The organism is Streptomyces sp. NPDC043908 (assembly GCF_056435525.1).
Window position 1 is genome coordinate 215,380 of record NZ_JBWKEI010000002.1, and the last position, 14,833, is coordinate 230,212.

Genomic DNA, 14,833 nt, shown 5'->3' on the forward strand with positions numbered 1-14,833 from the left:
TACTTACTTGGAGGAACCCATCAGCAGGTAGTCGTACATACCGAGGTACGCCTGGGTGACGGTGACGTTGGTGGCCGACGTCGGGCGGAACAGCAGGTTCTTGCGGTAGATCAGCGGCACGGCGGAGGCGTTCTCGGCGACCATCTTGTCGATGTCGCCCCAGGCCTTCTCACGGGCGGACTTGTCCGTGTTGGAGATCGCGTCGTTCAGCGCCTTGTTGATCGCCGGGTCGTTCAGCTCCTGGACGTTGTTGCCACCGGACGGCTTGATGGCCGCGCCGTTGATGATCTGGTCCAGGAAGCCGAAGCCGGTCGGCCAGTCGGCACCCCACGCGGTCATGAGCATGCCGAGCTTGTGGTCGTGCACGTACTGCGGGTTGCCGGCGAAGTTCTGGAAGTACTTGCCCGCCGGGAAGGACTTGATCTCGGCGTTGATGTTGAGCTTCTTCAGCGACGCCTGGACCGCGGTGGCCATGGCCATCTCGGACGGACGGTCGGAGCGGGCCGTCAGGTTGGTCGAGAAGCCGTTCGGCTGACCGCACTGCTTGAGCTCGTCCTTGGCCTTGGCCTCGTCGCCCTTGTCACCGGGGGTCTCGTACAGGTTGAACTTGGCGTAGCCGTTGACCGACGGCGGCAGCAGCGTCGTGGCGACGTCACCCTTGGGCGCGCCACCCGCGGCGGCCTGGATCGACGCCTTGTCGATGCCCCACTGGACGGCCTTGCGGCAGTGGATGTTGTCGAACGGGGCGACGTTCACGTTCAGACCGATGTACGAGGTCGCGCCGGCGTACGAACCGTCCGTCTGCGCCTTCAGCTTCGCGCTGGTGATGACCTTCGGCTGCGTCTGCGGGGCGACACCGGTGCCGGCCGCGTCGACCGTCAGGTTGTCCGCGAGCAGCTCGTTGTCGACCGTGACCGCGTTGACCTGGAACCGGATGCTGATCTTGTCGGGCAGCGCCGGGCGGTTCGGGTCGGTCTTCGGGTCCCACTGCGGGTTGCGGACGAGGGTGGCGCTCTTGCCCTCCTCGTACGACTCGAACTTGTACGGGCCGGAGGAGATGATGTGCTGGACGTAGGTCGCGCCCTTGTCCTTGTCCCTCGGCACCGGCGCCGTCTGCGAGAACGTCGCCAGATAGTCGAAGTCCGCGAAGGCGTCCTTCAGCTTGAAGACGATGGTGGAGTCGTCCGGGGTCTCGATGGACGCGATGCCCTTGGGGTCCTTGTTCTTGTACGGACCCTCGTACTTGTCGCCACCCTCCAGGTGGGACTTGAAGTACGTCGGACCGTTGGACAGGGCCTCGGGGGCGAAGTTCGAGCGCTCGACGGCGTACTTGACGTCCTTCGAGGTGATCGGCGTGCCGTCCTCGAACTTGAGGCCCTTCTTCAGGGTGTACGTCCACGTCTTGGCGTCGGCGCTGGGCTTGCCGAGCGACTCCGCGAGGTCCGGGACCACGGTCAGGCCGTCCTTGCCGGGGGCCGGCTTGAACGTGGTGAGCGTACGGCCGTACAGGCGGGAGAAGTTCTGCACCCAGCCGTAGTACGTGTTGCCCGGGTCTAGGGAGTCCGGCACGTCCGTCATGGCGTACGTCGCGGTGCCCCCCTTCTTGTCGGACTTGTTCACGATCTGGGTGAGGGCCGCGTCGGCGGCGCTCTTACCGCTCTTGCCCTTGGAGTCGTCGTCCTTGGAGTCGTTGCACGCGGTGGCCCCCAGCGTCAGCGCCACGGCGGTAGCGATCAGAACGGTCGCTTTTCTCGTCTTCACCTGAGGAATGCCCCCTTTTGGGATGGTTGCGGCAGATGTGTCTTTGCGTGGAAGGTGCCGCGTGCTTACTTGCCTCGCGGGTCGAGGGCGTCTCGCAGCCCGTCGCCCAGCAGGTTGAACGCCAGGACCGTGATGAAGATCGCCAGGCCCGGCACGATCATGTACTGCGGGTCCGCCTCGTAGAGGTCGGTCGCGGTGGTGAGCATTCCGCCCCACGATGCCTGCGGCGGCGCGATGCCGACGCCGAGGAAGCTGAGGCCGGCCTCGAACAGGATGTTCGTGGGGATCAGGAGCGTCGCGTAGACCAGGATCGGCGCCACCAGGTTCGGCAGCAGCTCCCGGACCAGGATGAACGGACCGCGCGCGCCGAGGCTCTTGGCGGCCTCGACGAACTCGCGCTCGCGCAGGCTGAGCGTCTGGGCCCGGACGATACGGCCCATGTAGGGCCAGCTGAAGAAGCCGATCACGAAGATCAGCACACAGATCCTCAGGGGCAGTCCGGTCAGTCCGAACGCCCCGTCCTGGAGCGACGCGGAGATCGAGATGGCGAAGAGCAGCAGCGGGAACGCCAGGAACACGTCCATCGCGCGGCTGATCAGGGTGTCCGCCCAGCCGCCGTAGAACCCTGCCGTGACGCCCATGATCACGCCGATGACCACCGAGAGCAGCGTGGCGCCGCCCGCGACGAGCAGCGACACCCAGGAGCCCTCGATGATGCGGGACAGGATGTCGCGCCCGTACTGCGGGTCGACGCCGAGCGGGTGCTCCCAGCTCATGCCGCCCCAGGCGCCCTTGGGCGCCAGCAGGGCCGGGTCGATCAGGTCCTGGTGGAACTCGTTCGGGTCGAGCCCGAACGCCCACTGGATGGGCTTGGAGAGAACGGCGAGCAGGACGAGCAGGACGACGACGACGCCACCGGCGACCGCGAGTTTGTCGCGCTTGAAGCGCGTCCAGGCGATCTGTCCGAGCGAACGGCCTTCGATCTGGCTCTGCTTGGCCCCCGTGAGTACTGCCTCCGGCGGCACCTCGGCAGCCGATCCGGTGGTCTCGAGCGGTGCGGTCACAGTGCCTCTGACCCCTCCCGGCCGGCGGATGGCCGGCCCGTACCAGCCGCTGTGGCGGCTTGTTCCATCAGGTGGTGCGGTGATCTGCGACGGGCCAACGGGCCCTTGTTAGCCGGGAGTCTTCAACGCGTTCGCGATCACCCGCCAGACCTGACGGTGAATGGTTGCCTAAACGTGATGCGGTCAGATGACTTCCGTTATGCGGACGTCGTGATCGTCTGAGCGGACCAGTCAGGCACTAACCGACCAGATCGGTCATGTCGCCCAACTGCCCTGATGAGGTGGCCAATTGGGTGGACCAGCCAGGCGCAACCGGGGCAGGGGCGACTGTTGGGTACGTGTGGGGCGTATGCGGTTTGTACGACGTGCGGGGGCCGTCAGTAGGCGCGCGGGGCGGCCGGCGGATAGCCGTACCCGCCCGCCGGGGCCGCCGGGGCGGCGTGCGCCTCGCGGTCGTAGAAGGGCCGGCCCTTGGCGCGCAGCCACATCCCGACCGGGTCGTACTCGTCGGAGAGGGCGACCGTGGAGACCGGCAGCCCGTCGGGGACGGCGGCGACGGACTGCTGCATCATCGCGCGCACCGCGTCGACCGACCGCGGCCCGGTGTCGTAGAGGTCGAGGCCGATCGCGAGGTACGGGGTGCCGAGCGCGGGCTGCACCCAGGCGCGGCGCAGCGCCCGCACGGCCGGGGTGCGGTGCGCGTGCTGGGTGAGCAGGGCGTAGAACTGCGGGATCTCCACGGCCGGTTCGGTGATCCGCAGCGGGCCCGCGGGCATCCGGTCCAGGCCCGTGGCGATCCGGCGCAGATCCGGCCACGGGATGCCGACCCCGCCGCCCGGGGCGTGCGGGTTGAGCCAGATCCCGTACCGGTCGGGGTAGAGGGCGCGGGCGATGTCACGGCCGGTGACCACCTCGTGGGCCCGGTTCCAGCCACTGGCAGAGAGCTCCTGGGCGGAGGTCACACAGGGTGCGTACGCCACCCCGTCGACCTCCATGTTCCCGTACTGCGCGTCGGGGGCGCCGGGGCCGCCGTGCCACAGCAGCATCCACAGCCGGCCGGAGGAGGGGTCGGCGAGGGCGTGCAGCAGCGCCTCGTACGCGTCGTAGCGTCCGGGGGCCACCTGGCGCAGCATGTGCTCGACCTGCCCGGCCGCCGCGGTGCCTGACGCACTCACCCTGGGTCCCGCCCCTCTTCGGTCCCCCGCGGCGCCGGTGCACAGGCGGGCGGCCGTGGGGGGTCTACGGATTATGGAACCAGCTTATGCGGGAGGGCGGCGGAGCGGCCCGCGCGTGGGCGGACTAGACGGCGGACCGCGTGTAGAAGGGGCGCACCCGCTCCCGCATCCAGTCCCCCACCGGGTCCTGGGCGACGTCCAGCAGCACCAGGTTCACCGGCCAGCCGACCGGGACGCGGCCCATCGCCCGGCCGAGCGCCTCCATGGGGGCGTTGCGCCCGGCCCCGTCCCAGGTGGAGAACTCCACGCCGATGAAGAGCGCCGGCTCGTCCCCCTCGATGGAGGCGAGCGCGCGGCGGGCGGTGCGCACCACGCCGATGGCCTCGAACTCGGCGGAGGCGGCGGCCAGGAAGTCCACCGGGTCCTCCTGCCAGTCGGGCTCGAAGAGCCGCACCCGGGCGCCGGAGGCGGGGCCGTCCAGGGCGGTGCGCCCGGTCCGGCACAGCTCGGCCACGGCGGGCGGCGGCAGCGGTACGCCCACCGCGCCCTCCGGGTTGAGCGCGATGCCCAGCTGGGGCGGCAGCCCGCGGGCGAACTCGACGGCCGGCGCGATCGCGAACGACATGTGCGGGCCGACGCACTGGAGGAACTGCTGCTCGGAGCTGTAGACCGGGACGTACGGCGCGCCGTCGATCTCCATGGTGGGCAGATCGAGGTCCCGGCTGTCCTGGCCGCCGCCGTTGGGCAGCGGCACCCAGACGGGGTTGCGGCCCATGACTTCTATCAGGCGGGGGCCGGCCGTGGGGTTGCCCAGGGCCGCGGCCAGCGCCTCCTCCAGCTCGTTGCCCGGCCAGCCGCCGCCGCCCTGCGGGAGCGGGTGCGGGAAGTTCATACGCCGTCCTTCGTCTGCGGGTCGGTGCGGGTCACCGCGGGCCGTACGGGGCCGCTCGCGCGGTCCCGCGGAAACTCTAGCCCCGGCCGGACGGCTCCCCGAAGGCGATGCGCTCCACCGTCCGCGCCGCCTCCCGGTCCAGCAGGACCGCCGAGGCGACCCCCCGGGGGAGGCTGCCCGCCGCGACCGCCGCTATCAGGCGCGGCACCGCCCGGGAGTGGCGGGCGAAGGCGTACGCCGAGACCTTGCGGCCGCGTGCCGTCTGCCCCGCGAGCGCCACCTCGGGCGGGACGTCGAGCAGCACCAGATGCAGGGAGCGCCCGCGCCGGGCCGCCCGCCGCGCCAGCGACCAGCGCACCCAGGCGTGGGTGCCGCAGTCGTGCACGACCAGGCCCCCGCCCGCCCGCAGCGCCCGGTGCATCCGCAGGAAGTGGGCGACGCGGGCCACCGGGCGGTACAGCGCGTACGGCACCCCGGGCAGCCGGGCCTCCCAGGCCTTGCGGGTGTCCTGCGAGTCGATGCCGAGGCCGGGCGCCGCCTGCCGCAGCAGGGTCGTCTTGCCGCTGCCGGGCAGTCCGGAGACCACCACCACGTCGCCCGCCGCGAACCGGAGCGTGCGCGGGGTCCCTCCGGTGCTTCCGCGCAGGTCCCGCACCGCTCGCGCCGCACCGGGCGCCGTGGCGCGCTGCGCGGGCACCGCCGGACCGGCCTTCGCCGCCGTGTGCCTGTGCACCGTCATCGGTCCTCCCCTGCCGGGTCGTGCGACCCTTCCCCAATGTGCGTAAAGAGATGGTAATAAGAGCTGAGTGATGTGCCGTTCCGCGCAGCCGTGCAATGATGTGCCCGCCAACTGCATACCGGCCGCTTGAATCCACGCGGGAGAGTCCCCGGCAGTTCCCCCAAGGCCCCAGAAGGCCGGGTGGATCGCGGGGCGCCGAAGGAGCAAGTCCCTCCCTTGAATCTCTCAGGCCCCGTACCGCGTGGATGAGGCAGATCTGAAAAGCGGGTCGCGCGTTCCCGGACGGCGTGGCTCCACCCAAGGTGCAAGCCGGGTCTCCCGGCGAACCTCTCAGGTTCCGATGACAGATGGGGAGGATCGTCCTCGCCGTCATGCCCTGGGAGCCACACCCTCATGAGCAACCCCCGTCTCACCGCCCTCGACGCGACGCACCGTTCGCTGGGCGCGACCATGACCGACTTCGCCGGCTGGGACATGCCGCTGCGCTACGGCAGCGAGCGCGACGAGCACAACGCCGTCCGCACCAGGGCCGGTCTCTTCGACCTCTCCCACATGGGTGAGATCACCGTCACCGGCCCGGAGGCCGTCAAGGCCCTGGACTACGCGCTCGTCGGCAACATCGCCACCATCGGCGTGGGCCGCGCCCGCTACACGATGATCTGCCAGGAGGACGGCGGCATCGTCGACGACCTGATCGTCTACCGCCTCGGCGAGAGCGAGTACATGGTCGTCGCCAACGCCGGCAACGCCCAGGTCGTCCTGGACGCGGTCACCGAGCGCGCGGCCGGCTTCGACGCCGAGGTCCGCGACGACCGCGACGCCTACGCGCTGCTCGCCGTCCAGGGCCCCGAGTCCCCCGGCATCGTGCAGTCGCTCACCGACGCCGACCTGGACGGCCTCAAGTACTACGCGGGCCTGCCCGGCACCGTGGCCGGCGTCCCGGCGCTGATCGCCCGTACGGGCTACACCGGCGAGGACGGCTTCGAGCTCTTCGTGGCCCCGGCCGACGCCGAGAAGCTGTGGCAGGCGCTCACCGAGGCGGGCAAGGACGCGGGCCTGGTGCCGTGCGGTCTGTCCTGCCGCGACACGCTGCGCCTGGAGGCGGGCATGCCGCTGTACGGGCACGAGCTGACCACCGCGCTGACCCCGTTCGACGCGGGGCTCGGCCGGGTCGTGAAGTTCGAGAAGGAGGGCGACTTCGTGGGGCGCGCGGCCCTGGAGGCCGCCGCCGAGCGCGCCGCCGCCAAGGCGCCGCGCAAGCTGGTCGGCCTGATCGCCGAGGGCCGCCGGGTGCCCCGCGCCGGGTTCTCCGTGGTGGCGAACGGCGAGGTCGTCGGCGAGGTGACCTCGGGCGCCCCGTCGCCCACCCTGGGCAAGCCGATCGCCATGGCGTACGTGGACGCCGAGCACGCCGCACCGGGCACCTCCGGCGTCGGCGTGGACATTCGCGGTACGCATGAGCCGTACGAGGTCGTGGCGCTGCCGTTCTACAAGCGCCAGAAGTGACCCCTCGCACACGCACCGCATGACTTTTCCGTTCACCACCACTCCCCCTCGTACAGGAGAATTCTGGTCATGAGCAACCCCCAGCAGCTGCGCTACAGCAAGGAGCACGAGTGGCTGTCGGACGCCGAGGGCGGCGTCTCGACGGTCGGCATCACGGAGCACGCGGCCAACGCGCTCGGTGACGTGGTGTTCGTCCAGCTCCCGGCGGTCGGTGACACGGTGACCGCGGGCGAGACCTGCGGCGAGCTGGAGTCGACCAAGTCGGTCAGCGACCTGTACTCGCCGGTCTCGGGCGAGGTCGTCGAGGCCAACCAGGACGTGGTGGACGACCCGTCCCTGGTGAACTCCGCCCCCTTCGAGGGCGGCTGGCTGTTCAAGGTGCGCGTCGCCGAGGAGCCGGGCGACCTGCTCTCCGCCGACGAGTACACCGCGTTCGCAGGCAGCTGACCACGGCGTAAGGACTGATCTTCCGATGTCGCTTCTGAACACCCCTCTTCACGAGCTCGACCCGGACGTCGCCGCGGCCGTCGACGCCGAGCTGAACCGCCAGCAGTCCACCCTGGAGATGATCGCCTCGGAGAACTTCGCTCCGGTCGCGGTCATGGAGGCCCAGGGCACGGTCCTCACCAACAAGTACGCCGAGGGCTACCCCGGACGCCGCTACTACGGCGGCTGCGAGCACGTGGACGTGACCGAGCAGATCGCGATCGACCGGGTCAAGGACCTGTTCGGCGCGGAGTACGCCAACGTCCAGCCGCACTCCGGCGCCTCCGCCAACCAGGCCGCCCTCTTCGCGATCGCCCAGCCCGGCGACACGATCCTCGGCCTGGACCTGGCGCACGGCGGCCACCTCACCCACGGCATGCGCCTGAACTTCTCCGGCAAGCAGTTCAACGTGGTCCCGTACCACGTCGACGAGGCCGGTCTGGTCGACATGGCCGAGGTCGAGCGCCTGGCCAAGGAGCACCGCCCCAAGGTGATCATCGCGGGCTGGTCGGCGTACCCGCGCCGGCTGGACTTCGCCGAGTTCCGCCGCATCGCGGACGAGGTCGAGGCCCTGCTGTGGGTCGACATGGCGCACTTCGCGGGCCTGGTCGCGGCCGGGCTGCACCCGAACCCGGTGCCGTTCGCGGACGTGGTCACCTCCACCACGCACAAGACGCTCGGCGGCCCGCGCGGCGGCATCATCCTGGCCCGGAACAAGGACTTCGCGAAGAAGCTGAACTCCGCGGTCTTCCCGGGCTTCCAGGGCGGTCCCCTGGAGCACGTGATCGCGGCCAAGGCGGTGTCCTTCAAGGTCGCGGCCTCCGAGGAGTTCAAGGAGCGCCAGCAGCGCACCCTGGACGGCGCCCGCATCCTGGCCGAGCGCCTGGTCCAGGACGACGTCACCGCGCACGGCGTCTCGGTCCTGTCCGGCGGCACGGACGTGCACCTGGTCCTGGTGGACCTGCGCAACTCCGAGCTCGACGGCCAGCAGGCCGAGGACCGCCTCCACGAGGTCGGCATCACGGTCAACCGCAACGCCGTCCCGAACGACCCGCGCCCCCCGATGGTCACCTCGGGCCTGCGGATCGGCACGCCGGCGCTGGCCACCCGCGGCTTCGGCGCGGACGACTTCCGTGAGGTCGCCGACATCATCGCCGAGACCCTCAAGCCGGACTTCGACAAGGACGCGCTGGCAGCCCGGGTCTCCGCCCTGGCCGCCAAGCACCCCCTGTACCCCGGCCTGAAGTAATTTCGTACCCTTTTGTTCGTACGAACCTTCGGGGCATCGCGCACACTGGACGCACACTGGACAGTGAGTGCGGTGCCCCGAACCCTTGCACCGCCCGTTCCACCTGCTCGCTCTGCACCACCCGGCAGACAACGGCGTCTACCTCACCAAGGAGTTTTTCCGTGGCCATCTCGGTCTTCGACCTGTTCTCGATCGGCATCGGCCCGTCCAGCTCCCACACGGTCGGCCCGATGCGCGCGGCCCGCATGTTCGCGCGCCGTCTGAAGAACGAGGGCCTGCTGGCCCACACCGCCTCGATACGGGCCGAGCTGTACGGCTCGCTGGGCGCCACCGGCCACGGCCACGGCACCCCCAAGGCGGTCCTGCTGGGCCTGGAGGGCAACTCGCCGCGCACGGTCGACGTGGAGCGCGCCGACGACGAGGTGGAGCGGATCAAGTCCAGCGGGCGGATCAACCTGCTCGGCGCCCACGAGATCCCCTTCGCCTTCGACGAGGACCTGATCCTGCACCGCCGCAAGGCGCTGCCGTACCACGCCAACGGCATGACGGTCTTCGCCTACGACGGCGAGGGCGCCCTGCTCCTGGAGAAGACGTACTACTCGGTCGGCGGCGGGTTCGTCGTCGACGAGGATGCCGTCGCCGGCGAGAACCCGATCGTCCCCGATGACACCGTCCTGAAGTACCCCTTCCGCACCGGCGACGAGCTGCTGCGCCTCGCGGGCGAGACGGGCCTGTCGATCTCCGCCATGATGCTGGAGAACGAGAAGGCCTGGCGCACCGAGGACGAGATCCGCGCCGGGCTCCTGGAGATCTGGCGCGTGATGCAGGCGTGCGTCTCGCGCGGCATGTCCCGCGAGGGCATCCTGCCGGGCGGCCTCAAGGTCCGCCGCCGCGCCGCCACCACCGCCCGCCAGCTGCGCGCCGAGGGCAACCCGGACGCGCACGCGATGGAGTGGGCGACGCTGTACGCGATGGCGGTCAACGAGGAGAACGCGGCGGGCGGCCGGGTGGTCACCGCCCCCACCAACGGCGCCGCGGGCATCATCCCGGCCGTACTGCACTACTACATGAACTTCGTGCCCGGCGCGGACGACGAGGGCGTGGTCCGCTTCCTGCTGGCCGCCGGCGCGATCGGCATGCTCTTCAAGGAGAACGCCTCGATCTCCGGCGCCGAGGTCGGCTGCCAGGGCGAGGTCGGCTCGGCCTGCTCGATGGCCGCGGGCGCCCTGGCCGAGGTCCTCGGCGGCACCCCCGAGCAGGTGGAGAACGCCGCGGAGATCGGCATGGAGCACAACCTGGGCCTGACCTGCGACCCGGTGGGCGGTCTGGTCCAGATCCCGTGCATCGAGCGCAACGGCATGGCGGCCGTGAAGGCCGTGACGGCGGCGAAGATGGCGATGCGCGGCGACGGCAGCCACAAGGTCTCCCTGGACAAGGTCATCAAGACCATGAAGGAGACGGGCGCGGACATGTCGGTGAAGTACAAGGAGACCGCGCGCGGCGGTCTGGCCGTCAACATCATCGAGTGCTGACGGCGACGAGCACCCCCGACGTCTCCTGACGGCCCCCGGCTGTCCGGCAAGGCGGTGGCGAGGACCTTCGTGGTCTCCTCGCCGCCGCCTTTCGCCATGAAAGAAGGAAGACGGATTCCGCTTCCCGAACGAAAGGGCGAACCCCGGCCGGCTGTCCGGAATGGCCGATCACCCATGGATCGGAACCCGCCGGTGCAGTTTGGCCAATTACCGTACTCCGCTTGCACGTTACGGGCGACTACAGTACGTTATCGCCGTCTTTTCGGCCTTCATCCGAGGACTCGCCTGCTCCACAAGCCGAGGAGTGGAACATGCCGCGCGGGATCGAGTGCGCCGGATCCGATCTCTGTGAGGAACTCGCGGGGGCCCAGGACACGACGTTCTCGATGGTGTACGAGGGCGAGCCGCCGAGCCGGGTTATCACGGCGACGGAGAATTTCCGGCTGCTGGCCGATCTTTCGCCCATGACGCTCGGCCACCTCCTTCTCCTGCCGGTGGACCACTATGTCAGCTTCGCTCAGCTGGTAAAGGATTTCGGCGACGAGCTCCGCGCATTCATGGGCACGCTCGAACCGGCTTACCGGGAAACCTTCGGTGCGTTCACCGTACTGGAACACGGATCGTGCCCCGGTATGGAGTCGAGTGCCTGTATATCCCACGCCCACTGGCACATCCTGCCGGTCGACGGACGGCGGATGAACGAGCTCATCGCGGCCGACGGGCTGGCGTCCACCGCCCTCACCGGCCTGGACGACCTGGCCGGCTTCGACGACGCCCCCTACTTCCTGTGCCTGCACGAGGAAGGGGCGCGGGTCTACCGGCCGCGGCGCGGCATGCCCCGCCAGTACCTCCGCTCGCGGGTCGCGAGGACCGTCGGCATCGCGGATCCCCTGTGGGACTACGCCCTCGTCGTCCGCAAGGACCTCTTCCGTGAAACCGTCGCGCTCACCTCTTCCTGGCGCGTCGGACCGGATTCCCACTCGACCTGAACGCAGCCCGGAGGAACCCGCATGTCCGGTGTATCCATTTCCATCGACGGTCCGACCGCCAGCGGCAAGACCACCCTGGCCACCGGCCTCGCGGAGGAACTCGGTCTGGCATTCCTGGATACCGGCGTCACCTATCGCAGCCTGGCCTACGCCCTCGACCACGTACCCGTCGAAAAGCTCAGGGCGGAACTGGGATCCCTGCTCGTCCACCAGCCGGAGGTTCATCATCCCGGGCGCGGCGGCGGAATCTGCCAGCACCATCGCGTCCTCTTCAAAGGAGAGGACATCACGCACAGGATCTGGAACGCGAAACTCGACGGACATCTGAAAGCCATTTCGCAGGACCAGGCCTGCCGGCGGGAAATCCTGCTCATGCACCGGGAGATCGTGGAGAAGTACGAGAACATCGTCGCGGTCGGCCGCGACGTGGCCACGACCCTGCTTCCCGGAGCCTCGCTCCATGTCTATCTCACCGCCGAGCACGCCGTGCGCACAGAGCGGCGCCGAGCCCAGTACCGGGACTTCACGGACCGTTCCACGGCGGTCGGCCCCGCGACGGCGCGCGACCTGGAGAACCGCGACGCCATCCGGGCCATGCCGAACGCTCTGGAGATCGACTCGACGTACACCCCGGCCGCGGCCGTCTTCAGGGCCGCCCTGCACGGGCTGCGGCGGTATTCGTCGTGAGCCCCCGGGAGGAGCGGCCGGCGTACTCCGACGAACCGACCAGGGTGGGGCAGCTCGTCGGCGCGTTCCTCACCGGGCAGTCGGGAACGGTCCTCGACGCGGACGGGCTCGCGGTCCGGCTGACCGCGGGGGCGGACGCGCGGGACGACTGCGCCGTCTACGACCTGGACTCCCCCATGAGCCTGGTCATCGGCTCCGACTACATCCGCGGCCCCAAGTTCGTCCTCTACGAACTCGGCCTGCTTTCGGGCTTCGACATCGGCTACTACCTGGCCGTCGCCAACGTCAGTGACGTGGCCGCCATGGGAGCGACTCCGATCGGCCTGCTGAGCGTGGTCCGCTACCCCCACGAGGTGGACGACGCGGAGTTCCGGGACGTGATGGCGGGCATCCACCAGGGGTGCACGGACTGCGGAACGCTGAACGTCGGCGGCGACATCGGCAACGCCGAACGGCTCATCCTCTCGGCCACCGCCTTCGGCGTGTGCCGGCCGGGGACCGCGCTGATGCGCGGTGGCGCCCGGCCGGGCGACCTGCTCTGCGTCACGGGGCCCTGCGGGCTCCTCGGCGCGGCCGTCGCCTACTTCCCCCGCCGGGACACGTTCGGCAAGCGCCTCCCCGAGGAGGTCGAGCGTCTGCTCCTGGACGCCTGGAAGCGTCCGCGGGCACGCGTCGCCGAGGGAAGGCTCCTCGGCGCGAAGTCGTACGCGACGGCCTGCCAGGACACCTCGGACGGCCTCAAGGCGACCGTCGAGCAGATCATGCAGGCGAGCGGTGTGGGGTTCCGCGTCGTCGAGGAGGACGTCCCCGTCGACCCCGCCGTGGCCATGGTCGCCGACCTGATGGGCGTCGAGCCGCTGGCCCTGGCGATGAGCGCGTCCTCCGACTTCCAGCTCGCCTTCACCCTCGATGCCGGCGCCCTCGACAGCTGCCGGTCCGCGTTCGACGTGGCCGGACTGGACTTCCATGTCATCGGTGAGGCGACGGACAGCGCAAGAGCCGAGTCCGTCAACCATCTGCATGCGGTGCGTCCGCTTCCGGGAGTCGCCTGGAAGCACCAGAAGACGGATATCAGTCTCCTCGCCGCCGGGCCCGTGGAGGATTAGCGCAGGAGCGGCGAAGAAGTACGGTACCGGTCGGCGCCGCGGCCGGGAACCGACCCTACAATCGAGAAATGAGGTCCTTGTCGGCCAAGCTCCTGGATCGTCTGATCCTGCTCACGGCCAGCGTCTGCATGGTGGCCCGCCAGTACGACTTCCCCGAGCGGACATTCTGGACCGAATTATCGAGCGGTCGCCCCTACCTCATCGTGGTCCTGATCTGCACGATCGGGATATTCGGAGCCTTCACCCCGTTCCAGGCACTGTCCGAACGGAAACGGGTCGAGCGGAGATCGGCCATTCGCCAGGAAGTGCTCACCCACTACGGAAAAATGGCGGGGATCGCCATCAGCGCACGGCCGCCGGTCGAACTCCAGGATCTGGGACTGCACGTCTGGCGTATCCGCAGATCACCGCGCCACCCCCTCCACGGACATCTCCAGCGCGTCGCCACCTATCGGCTCGGCAGCACCCCGGCGACCCGGACTTTCGCGCCGCCCCGCGGTGTGGGCGTGGTCGGTCTCTGCTGGGAGCGCAATACGGAGGTGTCCGTCGACGTGGAGAAACTGGCCGCCGCCCTCACCGACCGGGAGAGGTTCGAGGCTCACAAGGCCTCGCACGGACCGGAGTCCGTCATGAGGCTCAGCTGGGAGGAGTTCCAGCGCGTCCGGCACCGCGGGGCGGTATTCGCCAGCCCCATCCGGGGCGCGACCGGCACCTTTCGCGGCTGCGTCAGCGTGGACGCCGGCCGCGGGCACGACTCCCTGAACGTCCCGGACCTGTGGCACGAGGTCAACTCCCTGTGCTCACGCCTCGGGCACGGCGGTCTCGACGACATCTAGGGCCGCGAAGGGACACGTCCGCGAACTACCCGCGGCCCCGGTGCGCGCCCGCGAGGCCCTCGGCCGCCTCGTCCTCGCAGCGCCGCTCACCCGCCCAGGAGTCCGGATCGCAGTTCGGCACCGCCTGGCGGATCCCGCCGCGCGGATCGTCCACGTCTCCGTGATGCCGGGGAATCAGATGGATATGGAGGTGGTCGACGGTCCGGCCGGCGGCCCGGCCCTCGTTGACCCCGATGGTGTAGCCGTCCGGATGGTGCCGGTCGTCGATGTTCTCCTGCGCGGACCGGATCAGGGAATAGGCGTCCTTGAGTTCCCTCGCCGTCAGGTCGAAGAAGGATTCGACATGCCGCTTGGGTACGATTTCGACATGCCCCTCGGCGGCCGGGAAGTTGTCGTACCGGACGAAGAACGTCTTGTTCTCCCGCATGATGCGGTTGAGTTCGGGCTGATCACGTCGGCAGAAGATGCACGCGCCCGCTTCCGCATTCCCGCGATCGGTCGACCGCCGGCCCTTACTGCCGTTCTGCCCGGCCCAGCAGAAAATATGAGGCACGAAACGACCCCATCCCGCTGCCGGTCCCCTTGATAATGAGAAAGGCACCGCCGACTCCTTTGCGTCTTTTTCACTTCATCCCACCGTGCGAGCGCGAAAGCCGACCGGTGAGTAACGTGTCAGAACGGTAGCGAAGTCCTCAGTGAAACGCTAGCCGGTGAGGCGATCACGAGCCGGTGAAATCGAGGGAAGCGACTCATGTTGGGACAGTTCTGTCCCGTTCATTTTTGAGTCGTTTCCTATAATGTCGCGTGCGGG

General features: G+C 69.5%; 14 protein-coding genes and 1 riboswitch. Of the genes, 8 read left to right on the forward strand and 6 right to left on the reverse strand.

Annotated features, from left to right (window positions below):
• Nucleotides 1-3: 3 nt before the first annotated feature.
• From AC069K_RS05300 to AC069K_RS05320, 5 genes are all read right to left on the reverse strand, one after another.
• On the reverse strand, nucleotides 4-1,761 hold the full coding sequence (locus tag AC069K_RS05300) for an ABC transporter substrate-binding protein (protein WP_365100710.1): 1,758 nt from the start codon (nucleotides 1,759-1,761) through the stop codon (nucleotides 4-6).
• Nucleotides 1,762-1,826: 65 nt separating this feature from the next.
• On the reverse strand, nucleotides 1,827-2,825 hold the full coding sequence (locus tag AC069K_RS05305) for an ABC transporter permease (protein ID WP_358833236.1): 999 nt from the start codon (nucleotides 2,823-2,825) through the stop codon (nucleotides 1,827-1,829).
• Nucleotides 2,826-3,202: 377 nt separating this feature from the next.
• Nucleotides 3,203-4,000 (reverse strand): enhanced serine sensitivity protein SseB C-terminal domain-containing protein, encoded by a 798-nt coding sequence (locus AC069K_RS05310; RefSeq protein WP_358833237.1) that lies wholly within the window; start codon nucleotides 3,998-4,000, stop codon nucleotides 3,203-3,205.
• A gap of 124 nt (nucleotides 4,001-4,124) precedes the next feature.
• Nucleotides 4,125-4,892 carry an enhanced serine sensitivity protein SseB gene (locus AC069K_RS05315; RefSeq protein WP_478612240.1) on the reverse strand — a complete coding sequence of 256 codons (768 nt, stop codon included), beginning with the start codon at nucleotides 4,890-4,892 and terminating at the stop codon, nucleotides 4,125-4,127.
• A gap of 76 nt (nucleotides 4,893-4,968) precedes the next feature.
• Entirely contained in the window at nucleotides 4,969-5,631 is a 663-nt protein-coding gene (locus tag AC069K_RS05320; RefSeq protein ID WP_365100706.1) for an AAA family ATPase, read from the reverse strand.
• Between the two features lie 127 nt (nucleotides 5,632-5,758).
• Nucleotides 5,759-5,881: riboswitch (glycine riboswitch) on the forward strand.
• 143 nt (nucleotides 5,882-6,024) lie between these two features.
• On the opposite strand from AC069K_RS05320, the gene gcvT reads away from it, so the two are divergent.
• From gcvT to AC069K_RS05360, 8 genes are all read left to right on the forward strand, one after another.
• Nucleotides 6,025-7,137: a glycine cleavage system aminomethyltransferase GcvT gene (gene gcvT, locus AC069K_RS05325; RefSeq protein WP_365100704.1), complete on the forward strand. Its 1,113-nt coding sequence runs from the start codon at nucleotides 6,025-6,027 to the stop codon at nucleotides 7,135-7,137.
• 69 nt (nucleotides 7,138-7,206) lie between these two features.
• On the forward strand, nucleotides 7,207-7,584 hold the full coding sequence (gene gcvH, locus AC069K_RS05330; protein WP_358833241.1) for a glycine cleavage system protein GcvH: 378 nt from the start codon (nucleotides 7,207-7,209) through the stop codon (nucleotides 7,582-7,584).
• A gap of 25 nt (nucleotides 7,585-7,609) precedes the next feature.
• The gene (glyA, locus tag AC069K_RS05335) at nucleotides 7,610-8,872 is read left to right on the forward strand and encodes a serine hydroxymethyltransferase (RefSeq protein ID WP_478612243.1); all 1,263 of its coding nucleotides are present in this window, start codon (nucleotides 7,610-7,612) and stop codon (nucleotides 8,870-8,872) included.
• 161 nt (nucleotides 8,873-9,033) lie between these two features.
• Nucleotides 9,034-10,404 carry an L-serine ammonia-lyase gene (locus AC069K_RS05340; protein ID WP_358833243.1) on the forward strand — a complete coding sequence of 457 codons (1,371 nt, stop codon included), beginning with the start codon at nucleotides 9,034-9,036 and terminating at the stop codon, nucleotides 10,402-10,404.
• A 311-nt stretch (nucleotides 10,405-10,715) separates the two neighbouring features.
• Complete coding sequence (locus AC069K_RS05345; protein WP_358833244.1) at nucleotides 10,716-11,393, forward strand: HIT family protein; 678 nt, start codon at nucleotides 10,716-10,718, stop codon at nucleotides 11,391-11,393.
• Between the two features lie 21 nt (nucleotides 11,394-11,414).
• The gene (locus AC069K_RS05350) at nucleotides 11,415-12,080 is read left to right on the forward strand and encodes a (d)CMP kinase (RefSeq protein WP_478612246.1); all 666 of its coding nucleotides are present in this window, start codon (nucleotides 11,415-11,417) and stop codon (nucleotides 12,078-12,080) included.
• Complete coding sequence (gene thiL, locus AC069K_RS05355) at nucleotides 12,077-13,186, forward strand: thiamine-phosphate kinase (protein ID WP_478612249.1); 1,110 nt, start codon at nucleotides 12,077-12,079, stop codon at nucleotides 13,184-13,186. Before AC069K_RS05350 ends, thiL begins: the two co-directional genes overlap by 4 nt.
• Nucleotides 13,187-13,254: 68 nt before the next feature.
• Entirely contained in the window at nucleotides 13,255-14,022 is a 768-nt protein-coding gene (locus tag AC069K_RS05360) for a hypothetical protein (protein WP_478612252.1), read from the forward strand.
• A 25-nt stretch (nucleotides 14,023-14,047) separates the two neighbouring features.
• On the opposite strand, the gene AC069K_RS05365 is transcribed toward AC069K_RS05360, so the two are convergent.
• Nucleotides 14,048-14,623: an HIT family protein gene (locus AC069K_RS05365; protein WP_478612255.1), complete on the reverse strand. Its 576-nt coding sequence runs from the start codon at nucleotides 14,621-14,623 to the stop codon at nucleotides 14,048-14,050.
• Nucleotides 14,624-14,833: the final 210 nt, after the last annotated feature.

Excerpts from the sequence above, each read along its gene's own strand:
- gcvH (WP_358833241.1), top strand. The coding sequence starts at position 7,207 with ATGAGCAACCCCCAGCAGCTGCGCTACAGCAAGGAGCACGAGTGGCTG.
- AC069K_RS05315 (WP_478612240.1), bottom strand. The coding sequence starts at position 4,892 with ATGAACTTCCCGCACCCGCTCCCGCAGGGCGGCGGCGGCTGGCCGGGC.
- AC069K_RS05360 (WP_478612252.1), top strand. The coding sequence starts at position 13,255 with ATGAGGTCCTTGTCGGCCAAGCTCCTGGATCGTCTGATCCTGCTCACG.
- AC069K_RS05345 (WP_358833244.1), top strand. The coding sequence starts at position 10,716 with ATGCCGCGCGGGATCGAGTGCGCCGGATCCGATCTCTGTGAGGAACTC.
- AC069K_RS05350 (WP_478612246.1), top strand. The coding sequence starts at position 11,415 with ATGTCCGGTGTATCCATTTCCATCGACGGTCCGACCGCCAGCGGCAAG.
- glyA (WP_478612243.1), top strand. The coding sequence starts at position 7,610 with ATGTCGCTTCTGAACACCCCTCTTCACGAGCTCGACCCGGACGTCGCC.
- gcvT (WP_365100704.1), top strand. The coding sequence starts at position 6,025 with ATGAGCAACCCCCGTCTCACCGCCCTCGACGCGACGCACCGTTCGCTG.
- AC069K_RS05320 (WP_365100706.1), bottom strand. The coding sequence starts at position 5,631 with ATGACGGTGCACAGGCACACGGCGGCGAAGGCCGGTCCGGCGGTGCCC.